The 16,277-nt window shown below is 57.0% G+C and carries 8 protein-coding genes; 6 read left to right on the forward strand and 2 right to left on the reverse strand.

Annotated features, from left to right (window positions below; translation table 11 throughout):
• Positions 1–22 precede the first annotated feature (22 nt).
• Together L2731_RS10560 and L2731_RS10565 are read left to right on the forward strand one after the other, a co-directional pair.
• Positions 23–1,180: an efflux RND transporter periplasmic adaptor subunit gene (locus L2731_RS10560; protein WP_249253041.1), complete on the forward strand. Its 1,158-nt coding sequence runs from the start codon at positions 23–25 to the stop codon at positions 1,178–1,180.
• 12 nt (positions 1,181–1,192) lie between these two features.
• Positions 1,193–4,315 (forward strand): efflux RND transporter permease subunit, encoded by a 3,123-nt coding sequence (locus L2731_RS10565; RefSeq protein WP_249253042.1) that lies wholly within the window; start codon positions 1,193–1,195, stop codon positions 4,313–4,315.
• Between the two features lie 78 nt (positions 4,316–4,393).
• Here L2731_RS10565 and cspE read toward each other — a convergent pair whose 3' ends face one another.
• On the reverse strand, positions 4,394–4,603 hold the full coding sequence (gene cspE, locus L2731_RS10570) for a transcription antiterminator/RNA stability regulator CspE (protein ID WP_144203266.1): 210 nt from the start codon (positions 4,601–4,603) through the stop codon (positions 4,394–4,396).
• Between the two features lie 696 nt (positions 4,604–5,299).
• Complete coding sequence (gene yiaY, locus L2731_RS10575; RefSeq protein WP_249253043.1) at positions 5,300–6,448, reverse strand: L-threonine dehydrogenase; 1,149 nt, start codon at positions 6,446–6,448, stop codon at positions 5,300–5,302.
• A gap of 514 nt (positions 6,449–6,962) precedes the next feature.
• Here yiaY and malQ point away from each other — a divergent pair.
• The 4 genes from malQ to L2731_RS10595 are packed head-to-tail and all read left to right on the forward strand — an operon-like array spanning position 6,963 to position 16,268.
• Entirely contained in the window at positions 6,963–9,224 is a 2,262-nt protein-coding gene (gene malQ, locus L2731_RS10580; RefSeq protein ID WP_249253045.1) for a 4-alpha-glucanotransferase, read from the forward strand.
• A 47-nt stretch (positions 9,225–9,271) separates the two neighbouring features.
• Positions 9,272–11,581 carry a 1,4-alpha-glucan branching protein GlgB gene (gene glgB, locus L2731_RS10585; protein ID WP_249253047.1) on the forward strand — a complete coding sequence of 770 codons (2,310 nt, stop codon included), beginning with the start codon at positions 9,272–9,274 and terminating at the stop codon, positions 11,579–11,581.
• Positions 11,572–13,761: a glycogen debranching protein GlgX gene (gene glgX / locus L2731_RS10590; protein ID WP_249253049.1), complete on the forward strand. Its 2,190-nt coding sequence runs from the start codon at positions 11,572–11,574 to the stop codon at positions 13,759–13,761. The genes glgB and glgX overlap by 10 nt, the downstream gene beginning before the upstream one ends.
• A complete protein-coding gene (locus L2731_RS10595; protein ID WP_249253051.1) occupies positions 13,758–16,268 on the forward strand; it encodes a glycogen/starch/alpha-glucan phosphorylase in 2,511 nt (836 codons plus the stop codon). Before glgX ends, L2731_RS10595 begins: the two co-directional genes overlap by 4 nt.
• Positions 16,269–16,277 lie beyond the last annotated feature (9 nt).

Raw genomic sequence — 16,277 nt, forward strand, 5'->3', positions numbered from 1 at the left:
GCTTGGCGCTATGGAGGCCCAAATGCTTGGTAGAAACACCTCAATTCTCTCTCGACTCACTCTATTTAGCGCAGCCTTGATGCTGCTGGCCTGTGGTAAGGCGCCGGCTCCCGGGCCAGCCATGATGCCCAGCGTGGTGGTCAACACCGCTCAGGTAAAGGAGATCCGCGCCAAGACGGAGATCGTCGGCCGTACACGGGCATCGGAAGATGTGGTGATCAAGTCGCAGATCCAGGGTCAGCTGTTAAAGCGTAATTTTGTCGAGGGTGACGATATCGAGGCGGGCGCGCTGCTGTTTGAAATCGATCCCTCCACCTTCGAAGCCGAGCTGGCGCAGCAACAGGCGGTGCTCAAGCAGGCCATCGCCTCTCGTGATGTGGCTGTGATGAACTGGGAACGTGGTCGTCGCCTGTTACCCGACGGCATGATAAGCGCCCAGGATATGGATGAACTCACCAGTCGCAAGTTGACCACAGCCGCCGGGGTGGTTCAGGCCGAGGCTGCGGTGAAGGCCGCCGAGTTGCAGCTGAGCTATACCAAGGTTTATGCGCCCATCTCTGGCCGTATCAGCGGCGCCAAGGTGAGCCAGGGGGATATCATCACGCCTCAGTCTGAGCTCGCCAGCCTGGTACAGCTACAGCCCATGTGGGTCAATTTCCAGGTCGCCGAGAAGACCATCATCTCCGCCAAACAGAATTTTGCCAAGGCCGCCAAACATGATGTGGAGCTCTCGGATATCCTGATCCGTTTGCGTCTGCCCAACGGCACCATGTTTGACGAGACAGGGTATATCGACTTTATCAGTAACCGGGTCGACGCCGCCACCGGTACATTGGAGCTCAGAGCCACCTTCAACAATGAGAGTAAGCTGATGCTGCCCGGCCTGTTTGTCACCCTGGTCATCGAGTCGCCCGTTAGCGAGCAGGCTATCTTGATCCCTCAGGCCGCGGTGCAGGAAGATCAGCAGGGGCGCTTCGTCATGGTGGTCGATAAGGAGAACAAGGTACAGAAGCGGGTGGTAGAGCTGGGTGACAGATTCGGTGTCGACTGGCGCGTGCTCAGTGGCCTCAATGAGGGTGAGCGTATCGTAGTGGATGGTCTGCAGAAGATCCGTCCGGGTATCGAGGTAAAGGCGGTCGAGCAACAGGCGGTGCCTTTCCAAGAAGCTAACGATGCCTAATCGGGGGTCATTATGATCAGTGAATTTTTTATTCATAGGCCGAAATTTGCCTTCGTCATCTCGACCGTACTAACCCTGGTGGGCTTGATCTCCATCCCCATCTTGTCGGTGGCCGAGTTTCCCGAGATTGCGCCGCCTCAGGTGAGCGTCAGCACCAGCTACTCGGGGGCCAGTGCCGATATCGTCAAGGACACCATAGCCCAGCCCATCGAGGCGGAGGTCAATGGCGTCGAGGGCATGCTCTACATGCAGTCCAAGAGCGCCAACGACGGTAGCTACTCCCTCAATGTCACCTTCGATGTGGGCACAGACGCCGACATGGCCCAGGTGAAGGTGCAAAACCGAGTGCAACAGGCGATGCCCAGACTGCCCGAGGAGGTTAAACGCCAGGGGGTCAAGGTCGAGAAGCAGAGCCCTAACATTCTCATGGTGGTTAACCTGGTTTCCCCCAATGAGACCTTCGATTCCCTGTTTATTACCAACTATGCCGGCCTGAATGTGAAAGATGCCCTGGCGCGGCAGAATGGAGTCTCTAAGGTGCAGGTAATTGGGGCACTGGACTACGCCATACGTATCTGGCTCGATCCCAACCAGATGGCCAGCTTTGGTGTGACGGCCAACGATGTCATTGCCGCCTTGAGAGAGCAGAATATTCAGGTGGCCGCCGGACGTATCGGCGCGGCGCCGGTGCAGCCGGATCAGCAGTTTCAATACACCCTGCAGACCAAGGGGCGCCTGAAGGATCCCGAGGAGTTTGGCCGGGTGATGATCCGCGCCAATTCCGATGGCTCTAAGGTGATCGTCTCGGATGTCGCCAGGGTCGAGCTGGGCTCCCAGACCTATGATGCCCAGGGTAAGTTGAACAACAAGCCGTCGGCCATCATCTCCATCTATCAGGCGCCGGACGCCAATGCGTTGGAGGTCGCCAAGGCGGTCAAGGCAGAGATGGAAAACCTCGCCAGCCGTTTCCCGGACGATCTCGAATATAAGGTGCTCTATGATACCACTGAATTTGTCGAGACCTCGATCACCGAGGTGGTACAGACCCTGTTTATCTCCATCGCTCTGGTGGTGTTTGTGGTCTATATCTTCCTGCAGGATGCGCGCTCGACCTTAGTGCCGGGGATCGCGATTCCCGTCTCCCTGATAGGTACCTTTGCCTTCTTGCTGCTGTTTGGCATGAGCATCAATACCGTCTCCCTGTTCGCCCTGATTCTGGCTATCGGTATCGTGGTGGATGACGCCATCGTGGTGGTGGAGAATGTCACCCGCCTGATGGAAGACGAAGGCTTGTCGCCCACCGAGGCGACCTCCAAGGCGATGAAAGAGGTAACTGGGCCCGTTATCGCCACCACCCTGGTGCTGCTGGCGGTGTTCGCGCCCACGGCGGTGATGCCGGGGATCACAGGGCAGATGTATGCCCAGTTCTCTGTGACCATCTGTATCTCTGTGCTTATCTCCTCGGTTAATGCCTTGACCCTGAGCCCGGCGCTGTGCGCCTCCTTGTTGAAGCCGCCCAAGAAGCACACCAAGGGCTTCCATTATCTGTTTAACACCTATTTCGAGCGTTTTACCGGTCGTTATATGAGGCTGGTCTCCTCACTGGTGCGTAAGCTGGTGCTGGTGGGCATAGCCTATGCCTGTCTTATCGGTGCCACTGGCGGCATTGCCAAGATACTGCCGTCTGGCTTCGTGCCCATGGAGGATAAGAAGGCCTTCATGGTGGATATTCAGTTGCCCGATGGCGCGTCTCTCAATCGCACCGAAGAGGTGATGCGTGAGCTGGTGACGCTGACGCTGGCTGAGACTGGGGTGGAGAACGTTATCCATGCCAGTGGCTTTAGCATCCTGACCGGCTCAGTCTCCTCTAACGGCGGCCTGATGATCGTGACCCTGTCGAGCTGGGAGGAGCGAGACTCGCCCGACATGGTGGAGGAGGCGATCGTCGCCAGGTTACAGGCCAAGTACGCCGCCAATCCGTCGGTGAAGGCGATGGCTTTCTCCCTGCCGCCTATTCCTGGCGTGGGCAGCGTCGGCGGTTTCGAGTTTGTGCTGCAAGACACCCAGGGGCGTTCGCCCCAGGAGCTCGCCTCTGTGATGCGCGCCTTGATCATGAAGGCCAACGAACAGACGGAAATCGCCATGGCATTTAGTAATTTCCGTGCCGATGTGCCGCAGATGTATGTGGATGTGGACAGAGACAAGGCCAAGGCCCTGGGGATCTCGCTAAACGAGATCTTCTCCACCATGCAGACCATGCTTGGCTCCATGTATGTCAACGATTTCAACCGCTTCGGTAAGGTGTTTAGGGTAATACTCCAGGCCGAAGGGGAGTTTCGTAACTCCGACAAGGATATCGCCAGCTTCTATGTGCGCTCCGCCAGTGGCGATATGGTGCCCCTGAGCACCCTGGTTAAGGTGACGCCGATTCTGGGGCCGGATGTGATGAACAGCTATAACATGTTCAGCTCGACCACCATTAATGGCTTCCCGGCGCCAGGCTTTAGCTCGGGCGATGCCATCGCCGCCATGGAGCGGGCGGCGGATGAGACATTGCCAGCCGGCTATAAGTTTGAGTGGACGGGGCAGACTTACCAAGAGATCAAGGCGGGTAACTTAGCGCCGTTAATTTTCGGTCTGGCATTGATCTTTACCTATCTATTCCTGGTTGCCCAGTATGAGAGTTGGAGCATTCCCTTTGCGGTGATGTTGGCCGTGCCCATCGCCATCCTGGGGGCCTTCCTCAACATACTATTGGTGGGGAGCGAGCTGAATCTCTATGCCCAGATAGGCCTGGTGCTGCTGATCGGTTTGGCCTGTAAGAACGCCATCCTGATCGTCGAGTTTGCCAAGCAGCTCAGGGAGGAGGGCAAGAGTATACTGGAGGCTGCTGAAACCGCCGCGCGCCTGCGTTTTCGCGCCGTGCTGATGACCGCCTTCTCCTTCTTGCTGGGGGTCTTGCCGCTGGTTATCGCAACGGGTGCCGGCGCGGGAAGCCGCCGCGCCCTGGGCTACTCCGTCTTCGGTGGCATGATGGCGGCGACTTTGGTTGGTACCCTTTTAGTGCCTGTGTTTTACGTCATCATGCAGAAGCTGCGTGAGCGCATGAAGGGTGAAGGCGCGACGAGCCAATAGTTAAAACTTGAGCTAAAGCTTAAAATCTGGGCACAAAAAAGGCGACTTGAAGTCGCCTTTTTTTATCGAACCGTTCGATTAAGCCGGAACTACGTTCGCAGCTTGCAAGCCTTTTTGACCTTGCTCAACATCGAAGGTGACCTTTTGGCCTTCGGCTAGCGTCTTGTATCCGTCAGATACGATAGCGCGGAAATGCACGAACACATCAGCGCCGCCATTTGCCTGCTCGATGAAACCAAAACCTTTATCTTCGTTAAACCACTTAACGGTACCAGTTGTATTAGACATATTTGTCCCTTATTCAATTCGTATAAAAAATCCGCGATGTTGCGGTATGCCGAGCCGTTGAATTATTGAGTATTACGATGAAGCTAAGGGAAAACTGAGGACAAAAATGGTGAAGATTTGACTAAGGTTTTGACTTTTACTTAATGCTTTAAACTAATAACCCTGAACAACAGAGCCCGGATAAGATAACACACTTTAGCCATTTACCTAGGGTTTATTTTCGCCATCACGGAGGAAATCAGTTGCGCTAAATTTATACGGCAGTGTTTTCATGGGCTTATGGAAATAAAAAAACTGCCTCTCGGGTACTTCGGTCTCTCTTTGGCATTTGTTGTGGCAGAGTGATAGCGTCAGATATCAGGGAGAAGAAAAAGGCTCGCCGGCAATAGTTGCCGACGAGCCTTTTAGCTAGCTGAATCTTTGCAGGGAAAAAGCGAGCTGACACTATTTTATAACACATGTATCCGAAGGGACTAGTCCAAAAGTGTGACATGAAAAGAGTATTTAGCTATTAGTGCTGGCTTTTTATGATAAAAACTTCGAATGGCCGTGGCTTTAGCGGATAACAGAGTGATTCTGTTTGTTTCTGCTCCCTCTGCCGATAGTTTTTAGAGACCGGGTAGCAAAAGGCCCACCTGAGGTGGGCCTTTGGGAATTTCTACTTGCAGGGAGAAATTCGAAACTTATGCGGCGAGTCTATAGCGCATTGGTAAAGATCTGACAGATCTCTTCGTGGGTCGCCTGTTTAGGGTTAGTCAGGCCACAGGCATCTTTCAATGCGTTGTCGGCAAGCGTTGGGATATCTTCTGCCTTAACGCCCAGTGTGGTGAGGTTTTCAGGGATCTTCACCGCGACAGATAGCGCCTTGATCGCTTCGATGGCGGCGTTTGCACCTTGCTCATCTGTCATTGCACTGACATCGACACCCATCGCCTTGGCAACATCCTTTAGACGCGGCGCGGCAACCTGTGCGTTGTAGGCCTGAACGTGCGGCAGCAGCAGAGCGTTACAGACACCGTGTGGCAGGTCGTAGAAACCGCCTAGCTGGTGCGCCATGGCGTGAACATAACCTAGGCTGGCGTTGTTGAAGGCCATACCCGCCAGGAACTGGGCGTAAGCCATTTGGTCGCGTGCCTCAAGGCTCTTACCGTTCTCAACCGCTTCTACCAGATTACCTTTGATAAGCTCGATCGCCTTGATGGCACAGGCATCGGTAATAGGGTTAGCCGCGATAGAAACATAGGCCTCGACCGCGTGTGTTAGTGCGTCCATACCGGTTGCCGCAGTCAGGCCGGCAGGCTTGAGTAGCATCAGCTCAGGGTCGTTAACCGACAGGATAGGCGTAGTGTGCTTGTCCACGATCGCCATCTTGATGTGACGAGCCTCGTCTGTGATGATGCAGAAGCGGGTCATCTCACTGGCGGTACCGGCAGTGGTGTTGATGGCGACTAATGGAAGCTGTGGCTTCGCCGACATATCCAGGCCTTCATAGTCCTTGATGCTGCCACCGTTAGTGGCAACCAGGGCGATACCCTTAGCGCAGTCGTGTGGCGAGCCGCCACCCAGCGATACCACGAAGTCACAGTCGTTCGCCTTGAGCAGTTCGAGGCCCGCTTCCACGTTACCCACTGTTGGGTTGGGTTGCACGCCGTCAAACACGGTCGATGTGATGCCCGCCGCGCCAAACTTCTCGACGATCTGACCAACCAGACCAATCTCGACCAGTGGCTTGTCGGTGACGATCAGCGCACGCTGAAAGCCTAAGGTTTTAATATCACCAATTGCGTCGTCAACAGCATTTTGTCCTAATACGTTGACTGATGGGATAAAAAATTTAGCAGCCATAAAATCACCTTTTTTATGCTTAAAGTTAAAAGTTGTTATCTTTTCTGGTAACTAAAGTACCAATGCGGTTATCGCAAAGGTGTGATCTGCCTCATAAATAGCATCTGTCCAGTCGAAAGCATGGCAAAAACTTAGATCAATACGACTAAATTTGTAAATTTATGACAAATACGAAATTTGACTGATTTTCAATTTCGAAAATCTATCACGGCGACTTTCAGCATCTGAAACTCACTCAGATGAGCCAAACCACCCGATCATTGTCTGTTTGATTTTTGTGCATCGCCTTAGCTAGGATGCACAATATTTGTGCGACGCCAAATCTCTACAGCGACCGCTCGGTCTGGCTTGCTCCCCGGCCAGCCCTTAAGTGTAAAGTCTTAAGTGGCTAATTATTATGGATAAATAGAGTTCATCTGATTGACATAAATCTGTCGTCAAGCTGTTACCTGTGCTTGGCATGTTTACTGCTCAAGGAATTAGGGCTGTTTGAGTGATTGGCAGGGACAGGGCGATGGGCTTAGAGAAGGGCTTAGAAAAGTTACTCTATTTACAGGGCGTAGGTGCCAGCTATAGCGACTACTTGGGCCGCATGGTGCACCATAGTCAGGCCGAGCGTCTCGGCATACTGGCCTGCCTGCTGGCTAATTGTACCCAGCCTGAATTTAACCTGGATGATCTCTGCCCAGATGCTTTTGTCGCCGCCAACGGCGAGGCGATTGCAGAGCGCAACTTCGACCTCGACGCCGCGCCCTGGCAACGACCGCTCTCGGCCTTTCAATTTGCCTGTCTGACGGCCCCAAGCTTTATATTGTCTCTGCCCAGCGAGATGCAGCGCGATCTTAGGGTGCGTATCGTCACCGAAGGCGGTACTCAACTCGAGATGACTATCCCCTTCTCGGCGCTGGAGCGGGTCGGCGATTACTATGACGAGCCGCATCTCTATTACCGTTACCGGGTATCGGTCGCGTCTTACCTGGCACAGGGGCAATCTTTGCCCATGGGCTATCACAAGTTGTGGGTTGGCTTTAGCAAAAGCACGGGCGAGGCCAACACTAACACCAACACAAACACGCAAGCCAAGGTCATCGACTGGCAAGCCGAGGGGCATCAGGGGATCTGGCTACTGGCACCGCCCAAGGCCAAGCAGCTGCGGGAGACGGATAAACCCTGGGGAGTGAGCATCGCCCTCTATAGTCTGCGCAGCGACAGTCAGTGGGGCATAGGGGACTTTGGCGATCTGGGGGCTTTGATCGCTTGGCTGGGTGGCTATGGCTGCGACTTTATTCAGCTCAATCCGCTTCATGCTCTGGGGGACTCCTTCAATCTGGAAGAGGCCTATATCAGCCCCTACAGTCCGAGCGACAGACGCAGGCTCAATCCTCTCTATATTCATATCGAGTCTGTGCCCGAGGCCAATGAGATAGCGCCGCTGCTGCAAACTCTTGCCCTGGATCGTGAGCGTCTCAACCGCGACAACTGGCTCGATTACCCCAAGCTCACCCGGCTCAAGTATCGCCTCTTTGTCGCCCTCTATCAGGTGTTTAGCCGTGACGTGCTGGGTAGCGGTGGGGCGCGCGAGCAGGCCTTCATGCAGTTTGTGGCCCAGGAAGGGGAGGCGCTGAGCAGTTTCTGCCAGCTGGAGGCAGACAAGGCCTCGGCCCAGGGAGAGCAAATGGCCGCGGATCCCCAATTGCATCGTTACTTACAGTTTGTCGCCCATGAGCAGCTGCTCGATTGTCAGCATCAGGCGCTGGCGGCGGGTATGAGCATAGGCCTTATCGGCGACATGGCGGTTGGCGTGCGCGGCGATGGCGCGGAGGTCCATCACAATCAAGGCAGCTACTGCCAGAATGCCAGCATAGGTGCGCCGCCGGACGATTTTGCCCCCAAGGGGCAGAACTGGGGGCTGACACCGCCGGATCCTATCGCCATGGCCCAGTCGGGCTTTAGCCATTTTATTGCCCTTATCCGCAGCAACATGCGTTACTACGGCGCCCTCAGGCTAGATCATGTGATGGCGCTGCTGCGTCTCTGGTGGTGGCCGAGTGAGCCCCAAGAGGCTCCCGGGGCCTATGTGTACTACCCCATAGACACGCTACTTGCGATCGCGCGTCTTGAGAGCATGCGCAGCAACTGTGTGGTGATAGGCGAAGATCTCGGCATAGTGCCGGACGAGGTGCGCGCCAAGCTGAGTGACGGCGGCATCTATGCCAACGAACTCTTCTATTTCTGCAAGCAGGGCGAATCCTTCAAGTCGCCACAAGATCACAGGGCCGACAGCCTGATGATGCTGGCCAACCATGACGTGCCTACGCTACTGGCCTGGTGGTCTCAAAGCGATCTGCATCTCAAGCGCCAGCTCGGACTCATCGACAGCGATGCGGCGCTGGAGCAAGCCCTGGAGCGACGCGACGGCGAGCGCCAGCAGCTGCTGGCCTGGCTCGAAGACAACGGTGAAGCGGGCTCGCTGGAAGACGACTATCTGCAGCTGCTCAGTGGCTGGGTGGCGGTGGCGGCGCGCTCCAATTCACGCCTTTTTAGTGTGCAGCTGGCGGATCTCTGCTGCGAGCGACACGGGGTCAATATCCCGGGTACCTGGCAGGAATACGCCAACTGGCAGCGACGACAGCCCTATAGCCTGACCAGCCTGAGACAGTCGCCCTCGATCAAACGCCTGCTACGCCGTATCGTCGAGGGGCGCAGCTCGGCCGAGGCCAGCGACCAATATTGCCGGGCCGACGATCGCCATCGTCAGCCTGTTTTCTGCCGATGACACAGCTATGACACTCCTATGAAACAGACAAGCAAAGGGATAACCAGATGACTAAGCAGATACCAGTGCAGACACCTGCGCAGACACCACTGATAGCGCCAAGTGAAATTGAAGCCCTGCTGGCTGCCGACTACGTGGATATCTTCGCCTTGTTGGGGATGCATGCTATAGAGATGGCTCCGGCCACTAAGTCTAGTAAGGGCATCAAGGAGGCTAAGGCGGTAAGCCTGGTCAAACGCTTGGTGGTGCGCTGTTTTCTGCCGGGGGCCGAGCGTGTCGAGCTGATCGTCAAGCAAGATGGTCGCAAGGTGGCCGAGCTGGAGAAGTGCCATGATGAGGGGATCTTCGCCGGGCTCGCCGGGCGGCGCATCAACCCATTCGAGTATCGCCTGCGGGTGCATTATCCCTTCAGCGTCGAGGAGATAAACGACCCTTACCAATATGCCAGCCTGCTGAGTGATGAGGCGCTGTACCTCTTCAGCGAGGGGCGTCAGGAGCAGGCCTATCGTTTCATGGGGGCCAACTGGCGTGAGGTCGATGGGGTGAGCGGCGTGCAGTTTTGTGTCTGGGCGCCCAATGCCAAGCGGGTCTCTCTGGTGCACGATGCCATCGACTGGGACGGTCGCCGTCAGGTGATGCGCCACCATCCGGCCAACGGCGTGTGGGAGATCTTCATCCCCTCGATGAAGGCGCTGACCCACTATAAATATGAGATTGTCACCCAGGAGGGAGAGCGAGTGCTCAAGGCCGATCCCTTCGGCCGCGCCATGCAGGGCGCCCCGGGTAACGCCTCAATCGTGCCGCCCCAACTCGACTATGCCTGGCAGGATAAGCGCTGGCTGGTGAAGCGGGCCAAGCAGAGCTGGCACGATCAGCCCGTCTCCATCTATGAGGTGCATCTTGGATCCTGGCGTCGTCAGGGGGAAAACGGCGAGCAGTATCTCAGCTATAGCCAGCTTATCGATCAGCTGATCCCCTATGTGGTCGAGATGGGCTACACTCATCTGCAGCTGATGCCCCTGTGCGAATATCCCTTCGACGGCTCCTGGGGCTATCAACCGGTCGGCCTGTTTGCGCCGACCCACAGATTCGGCCAGCCCCACGAACTTAAGGCCTTCGTCGATGCCTGTCATCAGGCGGGCATAGGGGTGATCCTCGACTGGGTGGCGGCGCATTTTCCCAAGGATCCCCATGGGCTGACCCGCTTCGACGGCTCCTGCCTCTATGAACATGAGGATCCCCGTCAGGGAGAGCATCCAGATTGGGATACCCTTATCTACAACTATGGCCGCGGCGAGGTGCAGAGCTATCTGCTCAGCAACGCTCACTACTGGTTGCAGGAGTTTCATTTAGATGGCCTGCGCCTGGATGCCGTCTCCTCCATGCTCTATCTCGACTACAGCCGCGAGCCCCATCAGTGGCTGCCTAACGCCCATGGCGGGCGCGAAAATCTGGATGCCATCGCCTTCTTGCAGGATCTCAACACCCGTCTCTACCAAGGCTTTCCCGGCATCATGATGATCGCCGAAGAGTCCACCGCCTGGCCCGGCGTCACCAAGCGGGTCGATGAGGGCGGCCTGGGCTTCGGCTTCAAATGGAACATGGGCTGGATGAACGACAGTCTGAGCTATATCGGCCGGGACCCCATCCATCGCAGCCATCATCATAACGAGCTGACCTTCAGCCTGATGTACTGCTTCACCGAGCAGTTCATCCTGTCGCTGAGCCATGACGAGGTGGTGCACGGCAAGGGCTCCTTGCTGCATAAGATCCCCGGCGATGACTGGCAGAAGTTTGCCACCCTGCGGGCCTATCTGGGCTTCATGTGGGGCCATCCGGGCAAGAAACTGCTCTTCATGGGCGCGGATTTTGCCCAGCGCGACGAGTGGGACCATCAGCATAGCCTGGACTGGCACCTGCTGGCGTTCGAGCCCCACCAGGGGATGCAGCGCTGGGTGAAAGATCTCAACAGCCTCTATCGTCAGAGCGTCGCCCTCTATGGCGACGATCACCACGGCGAGGGCTTTAATTGGCTCGACTGCGATAACGCCAGTGCCGGCGTGCTGAGTTTTATCCGCCAGAGCGGTGACAAGCAGCTGATCTTTATTGTTAATATGACCCCAGAGGTCTACCGCGAGTTTCGCATTGGCCTGCCGCAGCCTGGTCGCTACCATGAGCGCCTAAACAGCGACAGCCACTACTATGGCGGCAGCGACGTGGGCAATCAGGGGATGATCCAGACACAGACGCAGCCCTATCAGGGCCAGGCCCAGAGCGCCTGCATCAGCGTGCCGCCCTTGGCCTGCCTGGTACTGGAACAGGTACTGGAACTGGATGAGCACCGCCCATGCGACTGACCCACGGCAAGCCTTATCCACTCGGGGCCACCTTAGATAGCGAGGGGGTGAACTTCGCGCTGTTTTCCGCCCACGCCACTGCCGTCTACCTGTGTCTGTTCGACGAGGAGGAGCGGGAGGTCGTCAGGCTAAGGCTAGAGCGACAGTCTCAGCAGATCTGGCACGGCCATGTGTCTGGGCTCAGGGCGGGTTGCCGCTACGGCTACCGGGTCGATGGCCCCTATCAGCCCTTGATTGGCCACAGATTTAATGTCAACAAGCTGCTGCTCGACCCCTACGCCAGGCGCCTGAGCGGCGCCATCGAAGATCATAAATCCCACTACGGTTATCAGTTTGGTCACGAGCAGGAAGACTTAAGCTTCTGCGAGCTGGATAACGCCGAGCGGATGCCCAAGTGTGTGGTGGTAGATCTCGACAACCTCAAGCCCATAACGCCCCTGGTGAATCCCTTTGAACAGGGTGATAGCCCGCTGTCCCTGCGCCGCAGCGTGATCTACGAGCTGCATGTGAAGGGCTTTAGTCAGCAAAACCCCGAGGTGGCGTCCGCCCACCGGGGGCGTTTCGCCGGCCTTGGCGATCCCGCCAGCCTACAGCACCTGAAAAGCCTTGGGGTCACCGCCGTCGAGCTTCTGCCCGTGCAGCAGTTTGTCACCGAGGCCTTCCTGCAGCAGAAGGGGCTGACTAACTACTGGGGCTACAACACTATAGGCTATTTCGCGCCCCATCAGGCCTACCTAAGTGAGTCTGAGGGTGATGGGGCGATAGAGGAGTTTCGCGACATGGTCAGCGCCCTGCACGGCGCCGGCATAGAGGTGATCCTGGATGTGGTATACAACCATAGCGCCGAGGGCAATCGTCTCGGGCCCACCTACAGCTTCAAAGGGATAGACAACCTTAGCTACTACCGTCTGCACCCCAGTGAGCCGCGCTACTACATCAATGACACAGGCTGCGGCAACACCCTCAACCTGTCCCATCCCAGGGTATTGCAGCTGGTGATGGACTCACTGCGTTACTGGGTCGAGGTGATGGGGGTCGACGGCTTCAGGTTCGATCTGGCCAGCACCTTAGGGCGTGAGGCTCACGGCTTCGATGTGGGTTCCGGCTTCTTCGATGCCATCAGCCAAGATCCTGTGCTCAGCCAGGTGCGTCTCATCGCCGAGCCCTGGGACATAGGACCAGGTGGTTATCAGCTGGGGCAGTTCCCCATCGGCTGGAGCGAGTGGAACGACAGGTATCGCGATACGGTGCGCCGTTTCTGGCGCGGCGATGCCGGTATGTTGCCCGAGTTCGCCACCCGTTTTCATGGCTCCAGCGATCTGTTCGAACACGCAGGGCGTAAACCCGCCGCCAGCATCAATTTTATCACCAGCCACGACGGCTTTACCCTGATGGATCTGGTGAGCTATCGCCACAAGCATAATCAGGCCAACGGCGAGCAGAATCGCGACGGCCACAATGAGAACTACAGCGACAACTATGGCCACGAGGGCCAGAGCGACGAGCTGGCCCTCACCGCACTGCGTGCCCGCCAGTGCCGCAACATGCTCACCACACTGTTTATGTCTCAGGGTGTGCCCATGCTGCTGGCTGGTGATGAGGTAGGTCATAGCCAGCTGGGCAACAACAACGCCTATTGCCAGGACAACCCCGCAAGCTGGCTCGATTGGCGCAAGGATATCGACAGCGACGAGCTGCTGAGTTTCACCGCTAACCTCGTCAAGCTGCGTCGCCGTTTCCCCATGCTGTGCCACAGAGACTATATCCACGAGAGTGCCAACCATACCTCGCCTGGACTGGACTGGTTCTGTAGGCAGGGCGAGCCCATGACCAAGGCCCACTGGGGCGAGGCGCAGACCCGCACCCTGAGCCTGGTGATCAGCGGCGAGTTGGAGGCCCAGGCCGGTTGCCGTCAGGCGCTGTTGCTGATGTTTAACGCCGACAATAGACCCCAACAGTTCACCCTCCCGAGCCTCGAGGGGATAGTGCAGTGGCAGTGTCTGCTCAGTACCCAGGACAGTCCCCAGTATGGCGAGTCCGCCAGCTATCAGGCCCTGCTACAGGGCGCCAGCCTGGTGCTGCAGGACCGTAGCCTGATGATCTATTACGCCCAATTTACCTCAGCGCAAGAAGAGCCCTCTGCAGGTGAAAAGCCTTCAGCCAAAGGAGAGTCTAGATGAGTTCGACAGCTAAGCCGGTGAAGTCCACTAAAACGAGTAAGACTAGCAGCAAGCCTGTGGTAAAGGTCGAAGCCAAGGCCGACAGCCTTATCTGCGATCCCTGTGAGACCCTGGGGGCCTGTTTCGAGCGTCATATCGACAAGAGCCTGACCCCCAAGGAGCGTGACGAGCAGGCGCTATTTTACGCCTTCGCCATGAGCGTGAAAGATCAGATGCTGCCCAAGTGGCGCGCCACCCGCCAGCTGGATCGCGACACGGGCAACAAGAAGGTCGCCTATCTGTCGCTGGAGTTCCTCATGGGGCGGGCCCTTGGCAATGCGCTGCTGAATCTGGATATGAACGACGAGAGTGCCCAAGTATTGAAAGATTATGCGGTGGCGCTTGAGACCCTGGAGGCCCAGGAGCATGACGCCGGGCTGGGCAACGGCGGCCTGGGACGCCTGGCGGCTTGCTTCCTCGACAGCTGCGCCAGCCTGGATCTCAATGTCACCGGCTACGGCATAAGGTATGAGTACGGCATGTTCGCCCAGAAGCTGTGCGACGGCTATCAGGTGGAGCGCCCCGACCGCTGGCTCAGGGATGGCAACCCCTGGGAGGTGAGGGTGCCAAGCCATAACGTGACTGTGCCTTTCTTCGGTCATACCGAGTCCTATATCGACCGAGACGGTAAGCGCCAATACACCTGGGTGGAGACTCAGGATGTGCTGGCGGTGGCCTATGACATCCCTGTGCCCGGCTATCGGAACGAGCGGATAAACACCCTCAGACTGTGGAAGTCTGAGGCCACCGACGATTTCGATCTCGAGGAGTTTAACCAGGGGGATTACACGGAGGCAGTGGCCCGTAAGAACCTGGCGGAGCAGATCACCATGGTGCTCTATCCCAACGATGCCAGCGAGAACGGTAAGGAGTTAAGGCTGCGCCAGCAATACTTTCTTTCTTCTGCCAGCCTGCAGGATCTGCTCAATACCTGGGTGAGCCAGCGCGGCCTCAACTTTAGGGATTTTGCCCGCCAGCATGTGATGCAGCTTAACGACACTCACCCCAGCGTGGCGATCCCCGAGTTGATGCGCCTCTTGATGGACAAGTATGGTCTGTCCTGGGATCAAGCCTGGGATATCACCAGCCAGACAATGGCCTACACCAACCACACCTTGCTGCCCGAGGCGCTGGAGCGCTGGCCGGTGCGCATGTTTGCTCATATGCTGCCCAGGTTGCTGGATATCATCTATGAGATCAACGCCCGCTACCTGGACATGGTGGCTCACCATTGGCCGGGGGATGGCGACAAGCTGCGAGCCATGTCGATCATCGAAGAGGGCGATGAGCCCCATATCCGCATGGCTTACCTGGCGATCGTCGCCAGCTTCTCGGTCAACGGCGTCGCCGGGCTGCATACTCAGTTGCTGACCTCTGGCCTGTTTAAGGACTTCTATGCCCTCTGGCCCGAGAAGTTCAACAACAAGACCAACGGTGTGACGCCGAGACGCTGGCTGGCCCAGAGTAACCCCGCGCTGGCCGAGCTGCTGGGCAAGCGATTGGGTGAAGGCTGGGTGAAAGATCTTAGCCGTCTCAGCGCCCTCAACGCCTTCACCGATGACGAGGGGCTGCTAAAGGCCTGGCAGGAGGTCAAACATGGCAACAAGCAACAGCTGGCAAAGCTGGTGGAGCAGGAGTGCGATGTTCGCTTCGATCCTAAGATGATGTTCGATGTGCAGGTGAAACGCATTCACGAATATAAGCGTCAGCTGCTCAATATCCTGCATGTGATCCACCTGTATCACCAGATCCAGCAGGGCAAACTCACGGATATCACCCCAAGGTGCGTGCTGATCGGCGGCAAGGCGGCCCCTGGCTATGCCATGGCCAAGCTGTTGATTAAGCTCGCTAACAATGTGGCCCACATGGTCAACTCGGATCCTCTGGTGACGCCATATCTGCGTTTCGCCTTCTACCCCAACTACAACGTCAGCGCTATGGAACGTATCTGCCCGGCGACGGATCTCTCCGAGCAGATCTCTACCGCCGGCAAAGAGGCCTCGGGCACGGGCAACATGAAGTTTATGATGAACGGCGCCCTCACCATAGGCACCCTGGATGGCGCCAACATCGAGATGCTCGAAGAGGTGGGCGAGGATAACTTCTTCCTCTTCGGCCTGAGGGCCGACGAGGTGGAGGCCCTAAGGCCCCACTACGATCCCCAGCACTTTATCGCCAAGTCCCAGGCGCTGACCGAGGTGATGAGCCTGCTGGAGAGCGGCCACTTTAACCTGCTGGAACCGGGGATCTTCGACCCCATCATCAACAGCATACGTTGTCCTCGGGACCCCTGGATGACCGCCGCCGATTTCGAGTCTTACCGACTCGCCCAGGTGCAGGCGGCCAAGGCCTACCGGGATCCCCACCATTGGACACAGATGAGCATACGCAATACCGCCGCCAGTGGTCGCTTCTCCAGCGATGTCACCATTGGTCAATATCGAGACGAGATCTGGGGGATAGCCTAATGACGTTAA

Source organism: Shewanella aquimarina, assembly GCF_023349185.1.
GTDB lineage: Bacteria > Pseudomonadota > Gammaproteobacteria > Enterobacterales > Shewanellaceae > Shewanella > Shewanella aquimarina.